10 protein-coding genes are annotated in these 20,616 nt (G+C 63.4%); 2 read left to right on the top strand and 8 right to left on the bottom strand.

What is annotated here, in order from left to right; genetic code table 11:
• Nucleotides 1-67 precede the first annotated feature (67 nt).
• Together AC07SZ_RS03185 and AC07SZ_RS03180 are read right to left on the bottom strand one after the other, a co-directional pair.
• A complete protein-coding gene (locus AC07SZ_RS03185) occupies nt 68-1,078 on the bottom strand; it encodes a glycoside hydrolase family 19 protein (protein WP_494913199.1) in 1,011 nt (336 codons plus the stop codon).
• Between the two features lie 60 nt (nt 1,079-1,138).
• Complete coding sequence (locus AC07SZ_RS03180; RefSeq protein WP_494913197.1) at nt 1,139-2,023, bottom strand: hypothetical protein; 885 nt, start codon at nt 2,021-2,023, stop codon at nt 1,139-1,141.
• 94 nt (nt 2,024-2,117) lie between these two features.
• On the opposite strand from AC07SZ_RS03180, the gene AC07SZ_RS03175 reads away from it, so the two are divergent.
• On the top strand, nt 2,118-3,803 hold the full coding sequence (locus tag AC07SZ_RS03175) for a hypothetical protein (protein WP_494913195.1): 1,686 nt from the start codon (nt 2,118-2,120) through the stop codon (nt 3,801-3,803).
• Between the two features lie 567 nt (nt 3,804-4,370).
• Here AC07SZ_RS03175 and AC07SZ_RS03170 read toward each other — a convergent pair.
• On the bottom strand, nt 4,371-5,057 hold the full coding sequence (locus AC07SZ_RS03170; RefSeq protein ID WP_044550185.1) for a D-lyxose/D-mannose family sugar isomerase: 687 nt from the start codon (nt 5,055-5,057) through the stop codon (nt 4,371-4,373).
• Nucleotides 5,058-5,301: 244 nt separating this feature from the next.
• Here AC07SZ_RS03170 and AC07SZ_RS03165 point away from each other — a divergent pair, with 244 nt between their 5' ends.
• On the top strand, nt 5,302-6,360 hold the full coding sequence (locus AC07SZ_RS03165; RefSeq protein WP_494913194.1) for a D-TA family PLP-dependent enzyme: 1,059 nt from the start codon (nt 5,302-5,304) through the stop codon (nt 6,358-6,360).
• 25 nt (nt 6,361-6,385) lie between these two features.
• Here AC07SZ_RS03165 and AC07SZ_RS03160 read toward each other — a convergent pair whose 3' ends face one another.
• The 5 genes from AC07SZ_RS03160 to hutU form a co-directional block, all read right to left on the bottom strand.
• The gene (locus tag AC07SZ_RS03160; RefSeq protein ID WP_494913193.1) at nt 6,386-7,150 is read right to left on the bottom strand and encodes a heme ABC transporter permease; all 765 of its coding nucleotides are present in this window, start codon (nt 7,148-7,150) and stop codon (nt 6,386-6,388) included.
• 168 nt (nt 7,151-7,318) lie between these two features.
• Nucleotides 7,319-9,091, bottom strand: a complete 1,773-nt coding sequence (locus AC07SZ_RS03155; RefSeq protein ID WP_494913192.1) for a glucan ABC transporter ATP-binding protein/ permease — start codon at nt 9,089-9,091, stop codon at nt 7,319-7,321.
• A 371-nt stretch (nt 9,092-9,462) separates the two neighbouring features.
• Complete coding sequence (locus tag AC07SZ_RS03150) at nt 9,463-18,042, bottom strand: glycoside hydrolase family 94 protein (protein ID WP_494913191.1); 8,580 nt, start codon at nt 18,040-18,042, stop codon at nt 9,463-9,465.
• A 287-nt stretch (nt 18,043-18,329) separates the two neighbouring features.
• Nucleotides 18,330-18,908: a HutD/Ves family protein gene (locus tag AC07SZ_RS03145; protein ID WP_494913190.1), complete on the bottom strand. Its 579-nt coding sequence runs from the start codon at nt 18,906-18,908 to the stop codon at nt 18,330-18,332.
• 12 nt (nt 18,909-18,920) lie between these two features.
• On the bottom strand, nt 18,921-20,591 hold the full coding sequence (gene hutU, locus AC07SZ_RS03140) for a urocanate hydratase (RefSeq protein ID WP_494913189.1): 1,671 nt from the start codon (nt 20,589-20,591) through the stop codon (nt 18,921-18,923).
• Between the last annotated feature and the right edge of the window lie 25 nt (nt 20,592-20,616).

Raw genomic sequence — 20,616 nt, 5'->3', positions numbered from 1 at the left:
TTGCCATCGGGCTGACTTAGACCGCGCGGCTTCCCTTTTTGGGAAACCAGCCCCCCGGCCTTGCAGCCTATTGCGGTGACGCTTCCACAACCTTGGGCGACGGCTTCCCAGGTCTTTTTTTCGGGCCGGCGGAGAGCTCCCTTTCGGCAACGACAGGCTCCGCTTCCTGCATCCCACGGCCGCGCTCCACGATCCTGTCGGCATTTGCAAGCGCGGCGTAAACATCCGCGATCAGTTCCGGAAGTAGCGCGGCGTCGATCGAGTTCGATTCCACATAGGCCGTGATGATGTCCGTGGTCATCGAAAGAATGGGCATCGCCGGGTTTTCTGGAGAGACAGTCCCGGGAGACTGAATCGCCTCGCTCATCCCTGCGTGCCGCGTCTGCGCGATCGTGTCGAAGCCAATGTCCTGCCCGACGCTCGGCGCCATCACGGATTCGGTCATCGCCAATCCGTCGCCAACAGGACCATCAAATGACATTGCCCCCATCGTCACCGCCAGTGGAACCGCACCCGCCGGCCGCAGCGCCGAGAGGAAGCGGCTGTGGTATCCTGCTATTGCCTCGGCAACGCCGGGCTCATAGCCGTTGATGATCTTGCGCGCCCCGATCGGGTCATTCGTATGGGGGTTGAAGTAGCGCGTCAGCGTGTGCGGGCCGTGCGCGTCGCCTCGGAACCAACCCTGCACCATGCCGACAAACATCGCCGCCGCGGCATAGTCAGGTCTCAAGGCGAGGTCCGGAGACTGAACAAGGTTCGCCCCGACAAAGTCTCCGGCCTTCTTGTAGTTGGTCTGATGGGTCAGTTGAACGTAGCCACGCCCATAATATGGGTAGTAGCTCAGATGCGTCTTTCGCCACTGTTCCGACAGCCAGTAGGCCTCGCGAACAGGCACCATCTGTCTGGCGGTCTCATGAAAAGTCGTCGCAAACATGTAACCCAGCCAGCGCTGGTCGGCATTGGGCATCCGGATCTCCCACTGATCCAGCACCGCCGACATTCCGCTGACTTGAGCCTGGCTGAGACTGCCAAACAGGGACCGAATGCTATTAAAGAAGAAGGGACGATCGAAACTCATAATTTCTCTCCCATTTCGCCCATCACAGGGCCTTCTCGCTTTATTTCGGCGGGCCAGCTATTACCGCGCCAACGACCTCAAATCCTGTACCGGGCCGGATCCTTCATCGAACGGGGCCAACACCTCGACAACACTGTCGATGCATTGATCCGTTTTAGCGGGTGCCGACCAATTCAGCCCACCATCCTTGCTGCTGGCTGTGAAACACTCGGGCTTTCGCTCTTCGGAAAAATGGACGATGCCGTCCAGACTGCCATCGCCTGCGGCATCCAGAAGAACCGATCTGATCTGCATATAATCCAACGTATCAAGTTTGGTTTTTGGCGCAGGCACCTCGCCACACTTGACCGTCGCAAAGCCATCTCGCGTTGACAAAACCTGATAAGATTGGCCTGGCCCCTCGACACTGATCATCGAGAAAAATATGGCCCGCCCAGTTTCCGCATGCACATAGATATTCGAAAAACTGGCCTGCTCCTGCACGGCAAAGGCCTTCCACGCGTCCGCCTCTTTTACGAATATCGTGGAATAAACTCCGCCGTTTTCCATGTCTTTGACAAAGCCCCCGACGAACGCTGGAAGCTTGTCCTTCGCGGGATGGACGTAGGTCGGGTGAAAGGACGCAACGATTTCCGGACTGACTTCAATCCGGCTTCCGCAAGCCCAATGATCGGAGATCACAGGAATATGGGCAGGCTCGTCCGCGTATACGATTTCGGCAGAGGAAATGCCCATGCAAGCCGATGCAAGGATAGTGACACTCGTCAATGCTTTTAACGCAGTCATTTTTCCCGCCTTTCCAGATATATCCAATAAAATTATTTGCCTGGATGGCACCCTCTTCTTGCAGGGTGGGCGTGAAACGATCGTGAATTTCGGATAAGCACCAACAAGCGCATTTGACACGCTGAATCCGATCCCGCCCGCGTCGCCATGGATATCCATCCACGGCGTTTGCCAAGCGACGACATTCGTTACAAATTGCCCGCGGACAAAACTTCGCTGGCTTCGCGCCTGGCCGTCTTATTGCATGGACCCCATGGACCGCTTCGACCTCGGCACCTATCGCCGCCCCATCTCCACTCGCTCAACCGAAACCCAGCGCTGGTTCGATATCGGGCTCAACTGGTGCTACGGCTTCAATCATGAGGAAGGCATCAAGTGCTTTGAGAAGGCGCTGGAGACGGATCCCGACTGCGGCTTCGTGCATTGGGGCATCGCCTATGCGGCCGGGCCTTTCTACAACCTGACCTGGAAGGAACATGGCGAAGACGAGGTCAACAGGGCGACGAAACGCTGTTTCGAGCATGTCCATCTGGCGCGCGCCAATGCCGCTGGCGCCAGCGATGTCGAACGGCGACTGATCGAGGCGCTGGCCAGCCGTTTTCAAAAGCCGCACAAGGTAAGCCCGCAGGAATTCGAACAATGGGATGATGCCTACGCCGCCGCGATGCGGCGGGTGTACCAGGACTTTCCCCACGACCATGATGTGATGGCGCTGCTGGTCGAGGCGCTGATGATGCGCACGGTGCGGCGGCTTTGGAACCTCAAGACCGGTGAACCGGCGCCGAATTCCGATGTCGTCGAGGCCCTGGAGGTTTGCGAGCGGTCGATCCGGCTCGCCGATGAGGCCGGCGCGGCACAGCACCCGGCGATCCTGCACCTGCATATCCATCTGCTGGAAATGTCCACCATGCCGGAACGCGGCATTCGCTCGGCCGACCGGCTGGGCGCGATGTGCCCCGATGCCGGGCACATGAACCACATGCCGGGGCATATCTATGTGCTGTGCGGCGATTATGAGAAGGCGAAGATCGCCAGCGAAAAGGCTGTCCGCGCCAACGACCTCTATCTCGCCTATGCCGACGAGCCGACCTATTATCTGCTCGGCTGCTGCCACGACCTGCATCTGATGATGTTCACCTGCATGTTCCTCGGCCAGTACCGGCCGGCCCTTTGGGCCGCCGACAAGGTGCGCAGCCTGGTGACGCGAGACGTGGTCGCCATCCAGGCCCGGCCCAAGCTGACGCAAACGGTGGAAGGCTATCATGCGATGAAATCGCATGTGCAGGTGCGCTTCGGCCGCTGGCAGGAGATCATCGACGAACCGGTGGTTGAAGAGCCCGGCCTGTATGTACTGACGGCGGCCATGCAGCACTACGCCAAGGGTGTCGCGCATGCGACGCTCAGGCAATTCACGGAGGCCGAGCGCGAGCGCAAGCGGTTCCAGAGGCATATGGAGAACATCCCGGCCGAACGGCGTTTCCTCAGCAACCCGACCCGCGCTTCGCTGGCCGTCGGTGCCGCCTTGCTGGATGGCGAGCTCGCCTACCATCAGGGCCGGCACGAGGAGGCCTACGCCCATTTGCGGCAGGCGGTCGAGCTGGACGACGACCTTTCCTACACCGAGCCATGGGCGTGGATGCACCCGCCGCGCCATGCGCTGGCGGCGCTGCTTCTCGACCAGGGCCATGCGCAAGAGGCCGAGCAGGTCTATCGCGACGATCTCGGCCTGAGCGCCAAGGTGCAACGCTGCGCCCAGCACCCGGACAATGTCTGGGCGCTGCACGGACTGGTGGAATGCTTGAGGCGCCGCGGCGAACGCGAAGAGCTGCCGGCCCTGCAGGCAAGACTCGCCACGGCGATGGCCAAGGCCGATGTTGCGATCAGTTCGTCATGCCTGTGCCGAACGAGCGTGCCACCGGCGGCCAGCTGCTGTCATTGAGGCTCGGCAGGCGGCCCCCAGCTTCACCCTGCCGATCAGGCCAGCCCCACTGATCTGCCTTCCTCAATTAGCGCAGAGCAGTCTATCTCATCATGAAGTTGGGCGTGTGGGTCAGGCGCCAGCCAGGAAGCGTAAGACCGAAGCCGCTTAAGCCTGGCCGTTTTCTCGAGCCGCGCCTGACGCTCATCTTCTGGCTGAGTACGAGGCAGCCTTTTGTTCCACTCGCCAGGATATTGCATTCTCCGTTCTCCTCGGTCGGAGCGCATAAAGAGGCGCACTCAATGAGGGAGTTGGCCCCCCTGCCGGAGGACCACCTGTCGCTCCGGTCCCCGCTCTCCACCTGAGCTGGATGCCACCACAGGCGTGGACGAGAGTCGCCATCCATTTTGATGAGGCTGCCGCAATTAAGCTGGGCCTCGGCAAAGCTATCCTTCAAACCTCAAGCCTCGGCTTGTCGAACGCCGTGGCTCAACTGACGATCAGACATGTCATACCTGTGCCGGACGAGCGCGCAGCCGGCGCCAGGCTACCATTAAAAGCTGACGGCAGGCGACCGCCGCCCTGCCCTCAGCCCAGCCATTTCTCGTAGTCAGCCACCAGCAGGTGCACTGGAGCAACATCCTCGTCGATGTTGGAAAAGCGGCCGATCGGCTCGCGGAACACGTTGTCGGTCAGGTCGTCGTTGACGGTCGACACCTCACCGATCAGCACGTCCTTGCCCTCGGCCCAGAAGGCGTGCCAGACGCCGGGCAGCAGTGTGACGCTCTGACCCGGGTCGAGCTTCAGGAGGCCGCCCGCCGGCAGCCTGTGGATGGTCCCGTCGACCGGCACGGAAACCTCCGCCTTGGGGTCGATGCCGCCGTCTCGATCGTGCATGAACAGTTCCAGCACCAGCTTGCCGCCGCCACGGTTGATGATGTCCTCGGCCTTGATGTTGTGGCGGTGCATGGGCGACAGCTGGTCCTTGCGCGAGATCATGATCTTCTCGGCATAGAGCATGCCCATGCCCTTCTTCATGTCCTCGTAGCGGCCATTGCGCACGGTGAACAGGAACAGGCCGAGTTCGTTGAATTTCTCCTGGCCGTAATCGGTGATGTCCCAGCCGAGCCGCGAGGTGAATATTGCGGAGGAGTCGACCTGGCGCGCCTTCATCTCCTCGGGCGACCAGTAGGCGAAAGGCGGCATGATGTAGCCGAACGAGCGGATGAAAGCGTCGGCTTCGCGGATGATGTCATTGATGGCGGAGCGTTTCATGATCGTAACCCCTCGTGTCGACACGCTTTAGGTTGTTGCTTGTCGTCATCCCAAAACCGCTGGGCACTTTTGGGCGACATGCATTGCAAATCGCATAGCCGAACGCCGATGCGGTGTCGATCCATCTCGCGCCTGCCCGGTGCTGCGCCACGCGCGGATGGCCCACCGATCCGGTCCGCTGGCCGCGTGACATCAACCGCTTTCAGGCTCATAACCCCCGCGAATTCTCACAGAGTGATAGCCCATGCCGACCATCCACGACCTCGACACGCCGTCGATCCTGATCGACGCCGCGCGCGCCGAAGCCAACATTGCACGCGCACAGGCCCATGCCGACCGAAACGGGCTGAAGCTCAGGCCGCACATCAAGACGCACAAGCTGCCTTACTGGGCGAAGAAGCAGGTGGCGGCGGGTGCCGTCGGCATCACCTGCCAGAAGATCGGCGAGGCCGAGGTGATGGCCGATGCCGGGCTGACCGACATTTTTCTTCCCTACAACATCCTCGGCCGCGCCAAGCTGGAGCGGCTGAAGGCGCTGCACGGTCGCGTGACCCTGTCAGTCACGGCGGACAGCATGGATACGCTGGAAGGACTGGCCGCCACATTCACCGATGCCGGCCATCGCCTCCCCGTGCTGGTCGAATGCGACACCGGCATGGGCCGCTGCGGCGTCCAGACGGCCGATGAGGCGGTTGCGCTGGCAAGGGCGATCGACAAGGCCGGTGGCCTCGCCTTTGGCGGGCTGATGACCTATCCGGCGGCCGGCCGCGCGGCGGAGGCCGAAGCGTGGCTCGCCGACGCCAGGCAGGCGCTGACCGGTTCGGGTCTCGCCTGCGAACGCATCTCCAGCGGCGGCACGCCCGACATGTGGCGCTCCAGCGATACATCTGTCGTCACCGAGTATCGGCCAGGAACCTACATCTATCTCGACCGCTATCAGGTCGCCAAAGGCGTCGGTACCTTGGACGATTGCGCGCTGACGGTGCTGTCGACCGTGGTCAGCCACCCGACGCCGGCGCGTGCCATACTCGATGCGGGCAGCAAGGCGCTGTCCAGCGACACGCTCGGGCTAAAGGATTTTGGCGAATTGCTCGGCGCTGCCGACGCCAGGGTGACCGGGCTTAGCGAAGAGCATGGCACCGTCACGCTTTCCGGCGACGCGAAACTGCGCATCGGCGATCGCGTGCGCGTGGTGCCCGATCATTGCTGTGTCGTCACCAATCTCTTCAACCAGGTCAACCTGATCGACGGCGAGAAAGTTCTGGAAACGCTGCCGGTCGCTGCACGCGGGCTGATGGCGTGAGCTCTTTCGGCGGGTAACGGGTGAACTAGCCCGGTTGCCGTTCCGCCTGTCGAGCCGCAACCCTGCGCATGGCGATGACCCTGCGGTGTCGTATCTCCGTGCGCATTGCCATCAAGTGCAGCGCGAAGAACAGCGCGGTAAAGCCGATAGCCATGACCAGCAGTGGCCAGAGCAGGCTGGGATCGATGGTCGGGCCGTCCATCCGGAACACCGAGGCCGGCTGGTGCAGCGTGTTCCACCAGTCGACCGAGAATTTGATGATCGGGATGTTGATGAAGCCGACCAGCGTGATGATGGCGGCGGCCCAGGCTGCGCGGCTGGCATCATCGAGTGCGCGGGTCAGCGCGATGATGCCGAGATACATCAGGAACAGCACGAAGACCGAGGTCAGGCGGGCATCCCACACCCACCAGGTGCCCCACATCGGCTTGCCCCAGATCGAACCGGTGATCAGCGCAAGTGCCGTGAAGACCGCGCCGATGGGTGCCGCCGATTTCAGCGCGACATCGGCCAGCGGATGGCGCCAGACCAGCGTGCCGAGGGCGGAAACCGCCATCAGCGTGTAGCACATCATGGCGAGCCAGGCGAAAGGCACGTGGATGTACATGATGCGGACGGTGATGCCTTGCTGGAAATCCTCGGGCGCGGTGAAGCTCATATAGAGGCCCACCGCAAGGATGAGTGCGGCGATCGCCGCCAGCCACGGCACGATCCTGTCCACCAGCGCGACGAAGCGCGTCGGGTTGGCAAGGTCCATCCAGCCGCTCGGGCGTGAAGTCGTGTCGCTCATGCGACTTTACATAGACCGCCGGCGCGATCGGGGCAATCGAGCGGCGGTGTCGCAGGCTGGATCAGCCCTGCCCCTCGCGGGGACGATCGCTGCGAGCCAAAGGGCGGCGCTGCCCCCCGGCACATCTGGTCCGACCTCCCCACAAGGAAGAGGTAAAAAGGACGATTCTTACGCGGCCTCGCCCTGCACGGAGCGGCTGAGACGGCGGACTTCTTCGTCGTTGAGCAAGCCGCCGGCGCGCAGCAGGCTGGCAAAGCGGCCGTTGCGCAGCGACAGTTCGGCGAAGCCGCCCATTTCGACAACCCTGCCCTTGTCCATGAACACGACCAGATCGGCGTCGCGAACGGTGGTCAGGCGGTGCGCGATGATGAAGGTGGTGCGGTCGCGCCGCAGCTCGTCGATCGCTTCCTTGACGCGGTCCTCGGTCTCGACGTCGAGCGCGCTGGTGGCCTCGTCGAGCACCAGGATCGGAGCATCCTTCAGCACGGCTCGGGCAATGGCTATGCGCTGGCGCTCGCCACCCGACAGCTGGCCGCCACGCTCGCCGACCACGGTGTCGTAGCCATTGCTCTTGGCCAGGATGAAGTCCTGCGCGGCAGCCGCGACGGCGGCGGCATGGATCTCGTCATTGCTCGCATCGGCGCGGCCGACGCGGATATTGTCCTCGATCGAGCGGTTGAGAAGCCCGGCGTCCTGGAACACGGTGGCGATCGAATGGCGCAGCGACTTGCGGGTCACGGTGCGGGTATCGATGCCATCGATCAGGATGCGGCCGCTGGACGGCGAGAAGACGCGCTGCAGTAGATTGATCAGCGTGGTCTTGCCGGCACCCGTCGGTCCGACGATGGCAACCGTCTGGCCGGCCTGGACCTCGAAGGAGACGTCGCTGACGCCTTGCCCCGAATTGGCGAATTCGAAGCTGACATCCTCGAAACGGACATGGCCGGTGACATTGGTGAGGTCGCGCAGGCCATCGGGCTCCGCGGCGTCGGCGGCCGAGTCCTCGAGCTTGTAGAAGTCCTCGAGCTTGGCGCGGGCTTCCGAGATCTGATTGGCGAAAGCCGACATCTGGTCGAGCCGCGAGATCAGCAGCGTGGCGAAGCCTGTGAAGGCGATCACGTCGCCGACGCGCAACTGGCCATGCGTGACTAGGTAGGCGCCGATCAGAAGCACCACCATCATCGAGATCGTCGACGACAGGCGATTGAGCGCATTGGCGATGGCCCACCAGTCGAGCACGGGGTTTTGCGCGTCGAGCAGGTTCTTGACATAGCGGCGCAGCGTCTCGGCCTCGTGGCCCAGACGGTTGTAGCTCTGCAGAACAGCGACGTTGCTCACCGAGTCCGTCACATGCGCGAACACCTTGTGGTAGTGACGCTCGACGGCGGCCTGGCCTGCCTTGGTGCGCTTCATGACCAGCCGGCCGATGCAGACATAGAGCACACCGAGCCCGAGCAGCACCATCGACATGCGCACGTCCATGCTGAGCGCCGTCGGCACCAGCAGCACGAGTGCAACGGCGGTGGACAGATGCTGGCGCATGAATTCAAGCCACAGGCTGAACAACGTCTCGACGGCGCGCAACAAGGTGTGCAGCGCGTTGGAAGTGCCGCGCTGATGATGCCAGGCGAGCGGCATGGTGATGACGCGTTCGAAGGACTGGCACAGCACTTCGCTACGCCTTGCGTGGGCAAAGCGGTCCGCGCCGCGTGCCACCAGGACGAAAGCGATCACATTGAAGGCGCCCAGGCTGGCCCATACGGCAAGCGTGGAGAACACCGAGCCGCGCGCGGAAATCGCATCGATGACCCGGCCAAACATGATCGGCTCAAGAATGGCTATGGCGGCAAGGGCGACGTTGGCCGAACAGATCAGCGCCACGCGCTTCTTGTCGGCGGCCAGATAGCCCAGCGCTCTCCAATAGATCTGCAGAAGTGACACTTCAGCTACTCCGCCAACTCTGTATTGTGCCCAATACCAGTATTGTGCACTGCACCATTCCATGACACGTAACGGTTGATGCGTCGCAAAACAATGCCCGTCTATCGCTTCCGTTCCCATTTAGCGAACAAAAGATGACGACGATACGAAATCTGACGTGATCACCTAACGGTTTGAGATAAAAGGTGAAATGCCAGCCTTGCGGCAAAATCATGGCAACGGCCGAGCGCTGCCACAATTTTAATCACAACAGGTTTGCAGGAATTGGCACTGGGTGCGCCTGGCGAACGTCATCGCGGATCGCGCAAGTAACAAGGGGCCATGCCGCGCGTCCCGAAGGACGCGCGATCCATTGATCTAAGCCACTGATTTCACGCCGGTATCTTGACCACGATCTCGGTCTTCGTACCAGCTTTGGGTTCGAAAGAAGCGGATTTTGTTTTCGAACCATCAACTTCCAGCGAGATCGTCTTGGTCTTTTTGTCGCGAATGACATGAACCTTGATCTCGGCGCCAAGCATCTTGAGCGTGGCGTGGTAGCCATCCCAATGGCTGGGCAGCTTCGGCCGGAACGTGATCTGCTTCCCGCGCCGTTCGATGCCGAGGATGCCCTCGACCGCCGCCCGGTAGAGCCAGCCCGCCGAGCCGGTGTACCAGGTCCAGCCGCCGCGCCCGCCCTTGTCCTCTCCGGCATAGATATCGGCCGCCACCACATAGGGTTCGACGCGATAGTGTTCGGTCGAGGCCTCGTCGATTGCGTGGTTGACCGGGTTCAGCATCGAGAAGCAGCGATAGGCTTCGTCGGTCTGTCCCATCTCGGCGAGCGCGATGACGAACCAGGTCGCGGCGTGGGTGTACTGGCCGCCATTCTCGCGCACTCCAGGCGGATAGCTCTTGATGTAGCCAGGATCTTTCTGCGTCTTCGAGAAGGGTGGCGTGAACAGTTTGACGATCTTGAGCTTGTCGTCCACCAGCAGGCTGGTAGCCTGCCGCATCGCAGTCGTCGACCGCGCCGGGTCGCCCTCACCCGAAAGCACGCTCCAGGACTGGGCGATGGAGTCGATCCTGCACTCTTCGGACGTGCGTGAGCCCAAAGGCGTGCCGTCATCGAAGCTGCCGCGCCGGTACCATTCGCCGTCCCATGCCGTGCTCTCAAGTGCCCGCTTCAGCGCATCGGCATGCTTTGCCCAGGCCTGCGCGCGCTTGCTGTCGCCCTCGGCCTTGGCGACGGTGGCGAAGTCGCCCAGCGTCTTCAGCAGGAACCAGCCCAGCCACACGCTCTCGCCCTTGCCGTGTTCGCCGACACGGTTCATGCCGTCGTTCCAGTCGCCGCCAAGGATCAGCGGCAGGCCGGCAGGACTGCTGCGCTTGATGGCGAGGTCGAGCGCGCGCGCGCAGTGATCGTAGAGCGACACCGTCTTCTTAGAGATTTCCGGGGTGAAGAAGGCATCGTGCTCGCCCTCGCCCAGCGCCTGCCCATCGATGAAGGGCAGTTGCTCCTTCAGGATCGTGGCGTCGCCGGTCACCGAAAGGTAGCGCGCCGTGGCGTGGGCCAGCCAGACCACGTCGTCGGAGATCATCGTGCGCACGCCGGCCCCGGTGCGCGGCAGCCACCAATGCTGCACGTCGCCCTCCGGGAACTGACGCCGCGCGGCGTTGAGTATCTGGTCGCGCGCCAGCGTCGGATCATGCGCCAGCAGTGCCAGCGTGTCCTGCAACTGGTCGCGGAAGCCGAAGGCGCCGCTCGCCTGATAGAAGGCCGAGCGGGCGCGGATGCGGCAGGCAAGGCTCTGATAGGGCAGCCAGTGATTGACCATGGCATCGAGCCCCTTGTCCGGCGTCTCGACCTGGATGGTGTCGAGGAAGCCGCGCCACTCGCGCTCGTTGTCGGCCAGGCGCTGGTCGAAATCCTTGCCCCGGTGCTTTTGCACCAGCGCGCTCGCCTGCGCCGCGGAATCGGCGTCGCCGAGCAGCCAGAGCAGCGTGACGTCGCCGCCGGCCGGGATCTCGATGTCGCGGGCGATCGCCGCGCATGGATCGTCTCCGGCCTCGACGCGACCCGACAGCGCCGCGCCGCTCAGCACCGCCTGCGGCAGTTCGCTGGACCCGTGCCGGCCGAGGAACTCGGAACGGTCCGCCGTCACCGAATGAACAGCCGCGTCGGCGGCGAGGAAGGCCACGCGCTCGCTGAAATCGAGCCCGTAGGGGTTTTGCGCCAGCAAGGCGCCGGTCGCGCTGTCGCGGGACGGAACGATGGTCGCCGCGGTGCGTGACCGGTGCCCGCCAAGCACCCATTCGGCATAAGCATAGACGCGCAGCCGCGCCGGTACCGAGCCGGAATTCTGGATGCGCAGCCGCGTGATCTTCACCGGATCAATGGGGTCCACGACATGGGTCAGGTCCATCGACAACGGCCCGCGCTTCGACCGGAACGTCGAGAAGCCCTGCCCGTGCCAGGCCTCGTACGTCATTGAGGGATCGCGCACCATGGCCGCGAGCGGCGAGAATGCCCTGCCGCTGGCCTGATCGTAGATATAAATGCCCTCGCCCGGCCGGTTCGAGACCGGATCATTCGACCACGGCGTCAACTGGTAGTCGCGGCTGTTGCGGCTCCAGGTGAAGGCGGCGCCCTCGGCCGAGGTGTGGAAGCCGAACGAGGCGTTGGAGACGACGTTGATCCAGGGCTGCGGCGTGCTGCGCCGGCCAGCCAGGCGCACCACATAGTGCCGTCCGTCGCCGTCGAAGCCGCCAAAGCCGTTCCATTGGTTGAGGCCGGTGCCATCGGCGCTGACATCCGCCACGGCTTGCGAGGCGAATGCATGCGCCACCGGCGCCGGAATCTCGCGCGGCGTCGTCAACCCGGTCGGCACAAGCGCGTCGCGCGCCTGCAGGGCCGCCGCCTCGGCCCGCTCGATCTGATCGAAGATGGTGCCGTTGCGCGTATGCAGCACCACCCGGGCGACGGCGAGCAATGTCTTGTATGTGGTCTCTTCCATCAGGTCGCGGCGCACCGCGAAAATATGCTGCCGTGGTCCGAGTTCCTTGCCGCGCAGACGGCTGTTTTCGCACAGCGTCTCGACCGCCCGCTGCAGGTCCTGGACATAGGACGAGGCCTGCTCGTTGACGACGACGAAGTCGATCATCATGCCGCGGGTGCGCATATACTCCTGGAAGCGCAGCGCCTGGGCGACGATTTCCAGGTCGGCGACGTCGCCGATCCTGACCAGGAAGATCGGAAAATCGCCCGAAATGCTGGTCGGCCACAGGCTCGACTGCTTGCCCAGGCCCGAAGCGATGGATTCGGCAGGCAGCCGCAGGAACGCATCGGGATAGATCAGATAGCGTGCCAGTTTCTGCACATTGGCGGCATCGGTCAGGCTAAGGCCCATGTGGCGGGTCTGCACCTGGCTGCGGGTCCAGGCAAGCATCGCCTGGCGGGCAAAGCTCTCCTGATGGTCGAGCCGATTGATGGCATCGTCCAGCTCGGCGCGATTGGCCCCGACCACGGTCCAGAAGGTCAACGATATCTTCTTGTTGGCGGGTACGCGCACCTGGCGGCGGAGCGAGGCGATGGGATCGAGCGTGAAGCCGGAATGGCCGCCAAGTCTCGCGCCTGGATCGAAAGCGGCGGCATCGACGATGGAGCGGCCACGGCCGATGAAGGCACGCCTGTCGGTCTCGGCCTCCGCATCGCGCGCCGGCCCGGACGGATCGGTGACGAAATGCGCCAGGGTGATATCAGGCTCGCTGGTTTCGCGCTTGCGGCGCGTGGCGAAGATCGCGCCGTTGTTGGCGGCGATTTCGGTCTCCACGAACATCTTCGAGAAGGCCGGATGCGCGTTGTCGGAAGCCTCCGAACCCAGCACCAGTTCGGCGAAGGACGTCACCTCGATGTGACGATCGGATGTGCTTTCATTGTAGAGCGTTATGCGACGGCCTTCGCCATTGCCTTCGGAAACGACGATGCATTCGACCTCGGAGCGCAACGTGCCGACCGATTTGACGAAGCTCGCCTTGTCGTCGGAGAACAGGGTCTGCACCTTCTCCTCGGCCGCGCGCTTGGGCTCCGCCGTTGCCGACCACCAGTCGCCAGTGCTGACGTCACGCAGGAAGATGTACGAGCCCAGACGGTCCTCGACCGGATCCGGCTGCCAGCGGGTCACGGACAGATCGCCCCAGCGGCTGTAGCCGGAACCGGTCGCGGTCACCATCACCGAATAACGGCCATTCGACATCACATTAGTCGATCGCAACGCCCGCAAGGGATCGAGCACGATGCGGGTGTCGGGACTCTCGGTCTCGGTCTCGTCCTTGGCTCGCTCGTCCGCTTCGGTCCTGACGGTGGCGGTCGGGATGTCGCGCGGCGCCCTTTCCTGCAGCAGGAGTTCAGCCGATTCAATAACCGGATCGCTGTGGAAACGGTCGCGCAGGCGACCCTCGAAGATCGCGTCGGCGACCGCCGCGATCGACATGCCCGAATGGTGCGCATAGTAATTCAGCACGACCGCGTGGTTGGTACCTTCAGGCACGCGTTGCGGCGTGAAATCGACCGCATCGTAATAGCCATGAGGACCAAGCGCACCGATCTCGCGCAGCCGAGACAGGTTCTGCACGGCTTCGCGCGGGTTGAACTGCGCCGCCAGGATGGTGGCGTAGGGCGCGATCACCGTGTTCTGGCCAAGGCCGCGCTTCAGCCCAAGCCCGGGCACACCGAAATTGGTATACTGATAGGTCAGTTCCCGGTCGCGAGCGTTGTAGGCCGCTTCCGAAATGCCCCACGGCACGTTCTTCTGGCGGCCGTACTGCATCTGGCGCTTGATGATCAGCTTGCTGGTCTGGTTGAGGATCGAGCCTTGCGGCTCCTTCATTACCAGTGGCGGCATCAGATACTCGAACATCGAGCCCGACCAGGACATCAGCGCGCCCTGGAAGCCGATCTCGACGATTGGGCGGCCGAGCCGGAACCAATGCTCGGTAGGCAGGTCGCCCTTTGCGATTGCGAACAGGCTGGTCAGCCGCGCCTCGGAGGCGAGAAGGTCGTAGCAGCTTTCGTCGAGCTGGTGCTCCTCGACCCGGTAGCCGATCGACAGCAGCTTGCGCTCCGGCCGCATCAGGAAGGCGAATTCCATCTCGAAGGCGAAACGGCGCGTGCGCTCGCGCAAGGTCAGTAGCTTGGCGCGCAGTGCCTCGACGGCGTTGTCGTCGCTGTGGGCGTCGTGGACATGCGCCTCGCAGGTCGCTTCCAGCCTTGCCGCCCAGTCGACGATGACGTCGCTCTGTGCCGACGCTGCCTCGGTGTGGATGGCGGTGGCCAGCTTGCGGATCTCGCCCGCCAGCACGGCAAGGTTGATGGTGCGGATCGAGGCCATTTCCGGCTGCGCCTTGATCGTCTCCACGGCACGCCGCATGCCGTCCAGGCGGTCAGCGAGGCGCTGGCGCAAGGGCCGCAACTGGCGGCGATCGTCAGGCAACTCATCGAGGCTTTCGCTCAGAATGGTCACCGTGTCGAGAATGCCTTCGAAGTCGCCCTGGAGGTGAACGGAAGGGGCTTCCGCCCACTCGGCACAGGCAGCCGCCACCGCCACCAGGTGGCCGGCGAGATTGCCGCTGTCGACAGCCGAGATATAGAGCGGGTAGAGCGGCTTCAGCGTCGTGGTGTCGTACCAGTTGAAGAGATGGCCCCGGTGGCGCGGCATGCTCTCGATGGTCGTCATGGTGGCGTCGATGCGGGTGATGGCATCGGACAGGCTGATCCAGCCGAAATCGCGCGCCGAGACGACCGACAGCAGGTAGACACCGACATTGGTGGGCGAAGTGCGCGGTGCCACGACCGGCGCCGGGCTTTCCTGGAAATTGTCCGGCGGCAGATTGTGATGCTCCGCCGTGACGAAGCTTTCGAAATAGTGCCAGGTGCGCCGCGCCACGGTGCGCAGCGCATGGATGTCGGCCTGCGATATGCGCAGACGATCCTCCGTTTCAGCCGAGCGGCTGATCCAGCTGGCGATCGCCGGCGATCCGATCCAGAACAGGGCGAAGAAGAAGGCGACGAAGGCGCCGGTGGAATCGGCCAGCACCGGAATGGCGAGGCCGACGAAGCCGATGATCACGGCACCGTACATCATGCCGTAATAGGAGCCCACATCATTGTCGCCGGCCTTGTGCGCCTGCGAGGCGGTGCGCCATTCCAGAAGGTTCTGGCGGCTGACGAACAGCCGGTAGAGCGTACGCACGATGGCGTCGCCCATCATCCAGGCATTGTGCGCCATCAGCACGATCTTCAGCGCCACCATGGCGGTGCCAAAGGCAACGTCGCGCGCGAGCGCCGAGAAATGGCCGCGCGGCGTCTGGTCGCCGCTCTTGGGCAGGATGGCGTTGACGACGTCGAAGGTCGGCGCCATGAACAGGCTGAGGATCAGCAGCGCCTGCCACTGTGCCGCCTGCGTGAACGGCAGCAGGGTCCAGCCGGCGATCGCCGCCATCACCCAGAAGATCGGCGTCAGCGAGCGGCGCAGATTGTCGACCATCTTCCAGCGCGACAGGGCCGGAACGCCGGAGCGCGGATCAAGGATATAGCCCAGAAGCTGCCAGTCGCCGCGTGCCCAGCGATGGTGACGCGAGGCGTCGACCGAGTATCGGGTCGGATAGTCCTCGACCAGTTCGACGTCGGTGACCAGCGCCGCGCGCGCCAGCGCGCCTTCGAGCAGATCGTGGCTGAGGATGGTGTTTTCCTCGATGCGGCCCTGCAGGGCCGCCTCGAAGGCATCGACGTGATAGAGGCCCTTGCCGGTGAAAGAGCCGTCACTGAACACGTCCTGATAAAGATCCGAGACGGCGAAGACGTAGGGATCAAGGCCGCGATTGGCCGAGAACACGCGCTGGAAGAACGAGGCCTCGTCGCCTGATGTCAGCGAAGCGGTGATGCGTGGCTGCAGGATCGTGTAGCCGGCGGTGACGACGCGCCTGGTGGCGTCGAAATGCGGGCGGTTGAGCGGATGACAGAGCTTGCCGACGAGGCTCGCCACTGCATCGCGCGTGGTACGCGTGTCGGCGTCCAGCGTCATCACATGGACGACTTTTTCCGGCAGCGGCACATCCAGCGGCAGGAAGGTGGTGTCGCTGTCGCCGCGCAGCAAAAGGTCGAGCTCATGCAGCTTGCCGCGCTTGCGCTCCCAGCCCATCCAGGCCCCTTGAGCAGCGTTGAAGAGCCGGCGGCGGTGCAGGATGTAGAAGCGCGGCGCGCCTTCCGAGGGATAGCGGGCGTTGAGACGGGCGATCTCGGCGCGGGCGTATTCGAGGATCTCGGTGTCGGCCGCATCGATCTCGATCTTGCTGTCGGGCCAGTCCGACAAAAGCGCGAAATGGATCTCATCCACCAGGTTGGCCAGGTAATGCACTTCGATGTTGCGGATGTTCTCCTCGACATCGTCACGCGAGCCGATCAGCGAAGGGACGACCACCAGCGTGCGTGCCTCGGGCGGCACGCCGTGCCTGTAGTCATAGCCGATCAGGCGTGTCGGCTTGAGAAACAGCGAGACCACGGTGTTGAAGAAGGCGAGCGCGCCCTCGCTCGCCGGCACGGCAAACAGCGCCAGCATCAGGACGATCGAGGTTACCGACAGGCCGAGATTGGCCAACGCATTGCCGGTGAGGACAAGAAGCAGGGCCGTCAGCGCGAAGACCGGCAGGACGATACCAAGCCATCCGGTCTTGGCGAAGGCCCGCTTGACTGTCTGGCTGATGGTCGGCCGATAGCCGATCGCCTTTTCCAATTCCAGACGGCGCGGACCGACGAGATAGAAGCCGACATCGGTGTGAGCGGATGCCGTTGGCGTGTCACCCTCTTCAATGCTCGAGCCGGTCTCGCCGGTGGCGTGGCCGGCCAGTTCGATCGCCTTTTCGGCGACGCGGTATTCCGACAGGTCGGAGCGGCGCGCCAGTTCCTCGATCGCGGTCCGGTACTGGTCGCGCGAGAAGAAGTCGAGCGCGGCGAAATCGGTGCGTTCGCGCAACACGGTATCGATGCGGCTGACGCCCTCGAACCATACTGTCCAGTCGACGTCGTTGATGAGGCGCAGGCCGCGGATGATGTTGCCGGTCGTCACATTGCCGCTGGACAGCGTGTGATGCTCGGAGATGATTATCTCCTCGGCATCGGAGCCGGTCTTTTCGAGCTCGCCTTCCAGCCATTCCAGGGCCTTGCCGGCATTCTGCGACCCGTCGCGCAGGCGATAGAGAAGCTGGGTGGCAAAGGTGGTGTCCTGCGCGTGGGCGCTGAAATTGGCCAGGATAGCCTGCCGGTCGGCGCTGTCGTCGGTCGCCAGCACCTTGTCGGCCACATCGTTGGCGATCTGCCGCATCTGGCGGGTGCGATTGACCCTGACCGCCAGACGGCGGAGATTCTCGATCAGCACGAAGCGCAGAAGCGATGGCAGTGCCCAGAGTTCACCGATCTTCAGCGGCTCGACCGACTGAAAGCCTTGGACGATGGACTTGAACATGGTCGCGGAGACGGAACTGTCCGAATGCGCGACATAGGTCCAGGCCAGTGCCAGCGCACGCGGCACGGTGCCGCCATCAGGCAGCTTCAGCGTCGGCAGCTGGCGGTAGAAGCGGCGTGGCAGATCGCGCTTGACCTGGAAAATGGTCTCTTCGACGAGGTAATTGTTGTCGAGCAGCCATTGCGCGGCCGGGGTGATCGTTTCGCCCTTGGCTTGTGCCGCATTGGTCGAACGGTAGACTTCGAGGATCTTCTTGGCGCTGTCGCGGATACGCGCCTGGAAGTCGAACGGGATAAGCCCGAACAGGTCGGTGAGATCGCCTTTTGCCAGGCTTTCGCCGAGCAGCCGGAGCCGTTCCTCCGGCAGGAATGTCGACCTTATCGGCTCTTCCGTAATGGCCGGGAAGCTGGCGCTGGTCTTCTCGATCTGGGCTGGGTTCGTCTGAATATTCATTGAAAAATCCGTAAGCGGGCACTCAGCGGCGTCACCGCCACGGCAATGGCCCTAAAACCGGTTCAAATGCAATTGGTTGCATAATCCCACTTGCCGAAAGTTTGTTTCCGCACCGCGACAGGGCGTCATCTCTCGGCAAAATTCCAAGACGAGCGCCCCTCTTCCCGTCGAGATCGATCGGCGGAGAGGATTCGGGCTTTTTCGTGATGCCGGCAAGAGCTTACGCTATATTTCGCCGGCAGCACGATCATGTTTGGAAACAGGCGGTAACCGTTGGCGCGAAGGCGTCAGGCCGCGATGGTTACGCGGACCACGAACAGCGTCGTATCCCGAGTAGGCTCGACCCTCAGCGCCGGGGCATCCGGCCCGAGCAGCAGCGTGTCGAGCGGCCCGAGGCGAATTGACCCGGCCTCGTGGAAGACGGCTTCGCCCTTGTGACACAGGATGAGGGTCGAACCGGCCTGGGTCGCGATTTCCACAGGCCGCGAAATCGCCAAGCGCTCGACCGAATGCAGTGTGCGGCCACGGCGGGTCATGACGTTGAGATCGGTGATCGGGCCTGCGATCAGCGCGGCGCTGGTCGGCTGGTCGGCTGGAAAGGAAAAAGGCTGGGAAGCCGGTGTCAGCCGCGCCGCCGGCCGGCCGGCGATATCAAGCACGATGCCCTCGCCCTCCAGCACCGACAGTGTGCGGTCGATGCCGGCAAAGGTGGAGAATGGCCCGCTGCCTTCGACACGGGCCATCGACACGCGCCAGTCGAACTCATCGAGGCCCGCCCCGTCGGGCGAAACGGCGATCTCGGTTGTCGTGCCGCCGCCGTTCTTCCACGGCATGACGCGGTAGTCGGCGGCACGAAGAATGCGCATGATCTCAGCCTATCACCCGAGGATGCCGGGCAAATTGAGCTGATGCTCCTTGGCGCACTCGATGGCGATTTCGTAGCCGGCATCGGCATGACGCATGACGCCGGTCGCCGGGTCGTTCCACAGCACGCGCTCCAGGCGCCTGGCGGCATCGGGCGTGCCGTCGGCGACGATGACCATGCCGGCATGCTGTGAAAAACCCATGCCGACGCCGCCGCCATGGTGCAATGACACCCAGGTGGCACCGGAAGCGGTGTTGAGCAGTGCGTTGAGCAGCGGCCAGTCGGATACGGCATCGGTGCCGTCCTTCATCGCTTCGGTCTCGCGGTTCGGCGAAGCAACCGAGCCGGAATCGAGGTGATCGCGACCGATGACGACTGGCGCCTTGAGTTCGCCCTTGGCAACCATCTCGTTGAAGGCGAGGCCGAGCCGGTGGCGGTCACCAAGACCGACCCAACAGATGCGGGCCGGCAGGCCCTGGAAGGAAATGCGCTCGCGCGCCATGTCCAGCCAGTTGTGCAGATGGGTATTGCCGGGCGTCAGTTCGCGCACCTTGGCGTCGGTCTTGTAGATGTCTTCCGGATCGCCGGAGAGTGCCGCCCAACGGAATGGGCCGATGCCGCGGCAGAACAGCGGGCGGATATAGGCCGGCACGAAACCCGGGAATGCAAAGGCGTTCTCAAACCCTTCGTCCTTGGCGACCTGGCGGATGTTGTTGCCGTAGTCCAGCGTCGGCACGCCGGCGTTCCAGAACGCCACCATCGCCTCGACATGCTCGCGCATGGAAGCCCGCGCCGCCTTCTCGACCGCCTTCGGGTCGCTGACGCGCTTCTCGCGCCACTCGGCCATCGTCCAGCCCTTGGGCAGATAGCCGTTGATCGGGTCGTGGGCCGAGGTCTGGTCGGTGACCATATCGGGGCGGATGCCGCGCCTGAACATTTCCGGCACGATCTCGGCGGCATTGCCGAGCAGCCCAACCGACTTCGCCTCGCCGGCCTTGGTCCAGCGCTCGATCATCTCCATCGCTTCATCGAGCGTCTCGGCCTTCTCGTCGACGTAGCGAGTGCGCTGGCGGAAATCGATCGAGTCCGGATTGCATTCGATCGCCAGGCAGCAGGCGCCGGCCATGACGGCGGCGAGCGGCTGGGCGCCGCCCATGCCGCCGAGGCCGCCCGTCAGGATCCATTTGCCCTTGAGATTGCCGCCATAATGCTGGCGGCCGGCCTCCACGAAGGTCTCGTAGGTGCCCTGCACAATGCCCTGCGTGCCGATATAGATCCAGGAGCCGGCCGTCATCTGGCCGTACATCATCAGACCTTTCTTATCGAGCTCGTTGAATTTCTCCCAGGTCGCCCAGTGCGGGACGAGGTTCGAGTTGGCGATCAGCACGCGGGGCGCGTCGGCGTGGGTGCGGAACACGCCGACCGGCTTGCCGGATTGCACCAAAAGTGTCTCGTCCTCACCAAGCGTCTTCAGCGAGGCAACGATGCGGTCGAAATCATTCCAGGTGCGCGCCGCCCGGCCGATGCCGCCATAGACGACCAGCTCGTTGGGATTTTCAGCGACGTCGGGGTCAAGATTGTTCATCAGCATGCGCAGCGGCGCTTCGGTCGTCCAATACCTGGCGTTGAGCTTGTCGCCGCGCGGCGCCCGGACTTCACGGATGTTGTGGCGGGGATTGTTCATCATTGTCCCTTTCAAGCAAGACGGG

The sequence above is a fragment of the Mesorhizobium sp. GW821-FHT07A06 genome (genome assembly GCF_059419085.1).
Note: the sequence above shows the minus strand (reverse complement) of the source record. Positions and strands in the feature narration are given on the sequence as shown.

What these genes read in the sequence shown, in the direction of transcription:
- AC07SZ_RS03185 (WP_494913199.1), bottom strand. Translation starts at nt 1,078, where the DNA reads ATGAGTTTCGATCGTCCCTTCTTCTTTAATAGCATTCGGTCCCTGTTT.
- AC07SZ_RS03180 (WP_494913197.1), bottom strand. Translation starts at nt 2,023, where the DNA reads ATGGATATCCATGGCGACGCGGGCGGGATCGGATTCAGCGTGTCAAAT.
- AC07SZ_RS03175 (WP_494913195.1), top strand. Translation starts at nt 2,118, where the DNA reads ATGGACCGCTTCGACCTCGGCACCTATCGCCGCCCCATCTCCACTCGC.
- AC07SZ_RS03170 (WP_044550185.1), bottom strand. Translation starts at nt 5,057, where the DNA reads ATGAAACGCTCCGCCATCAATGACATCATCCGCGAAGCCGACGCTTTC.
- AC07SZ_RS03165 (WP_494913194.1), top strand. Translation starts at nt 5,302, where the DNA reads ATGCCGACCATCCACGACCTCGACACGCCGTCGATCCTGATCGACGCC.
- AC07SZ_RS03160 (WP_494913193.1), bottom strand. Translation starts at nt 7,150, where the DNA reads ATGAGCGACACGACTTCACGCCCGAGCGGCTGGATGGACCTTGCCAAC.
- AC07SZ_RS03150 (WP_494913191.1), bottom strand. Translation starts at nt 18,042, where the DNA reads ATGAATATTCAGACGAACCCAGCCCAGATCGAGAAGACCAGCGCCAGC.
- AC07SZ_RS03145 (WP_494913190.1), bottom strand. Translation starts at nt 18,908, where the DNA reads ATGCGCATTCTTCGTGCCGCCGACTACCGCGTCATGCCGTGGAAGAAC.
- hutU (WP_494913189.1), bottom strand. Translation starts at nt 20,591, where the DNA reads ATGAACAATCCCCGCCACAACATCCGTGAAGTCCGGGCGCCGCGCGGC.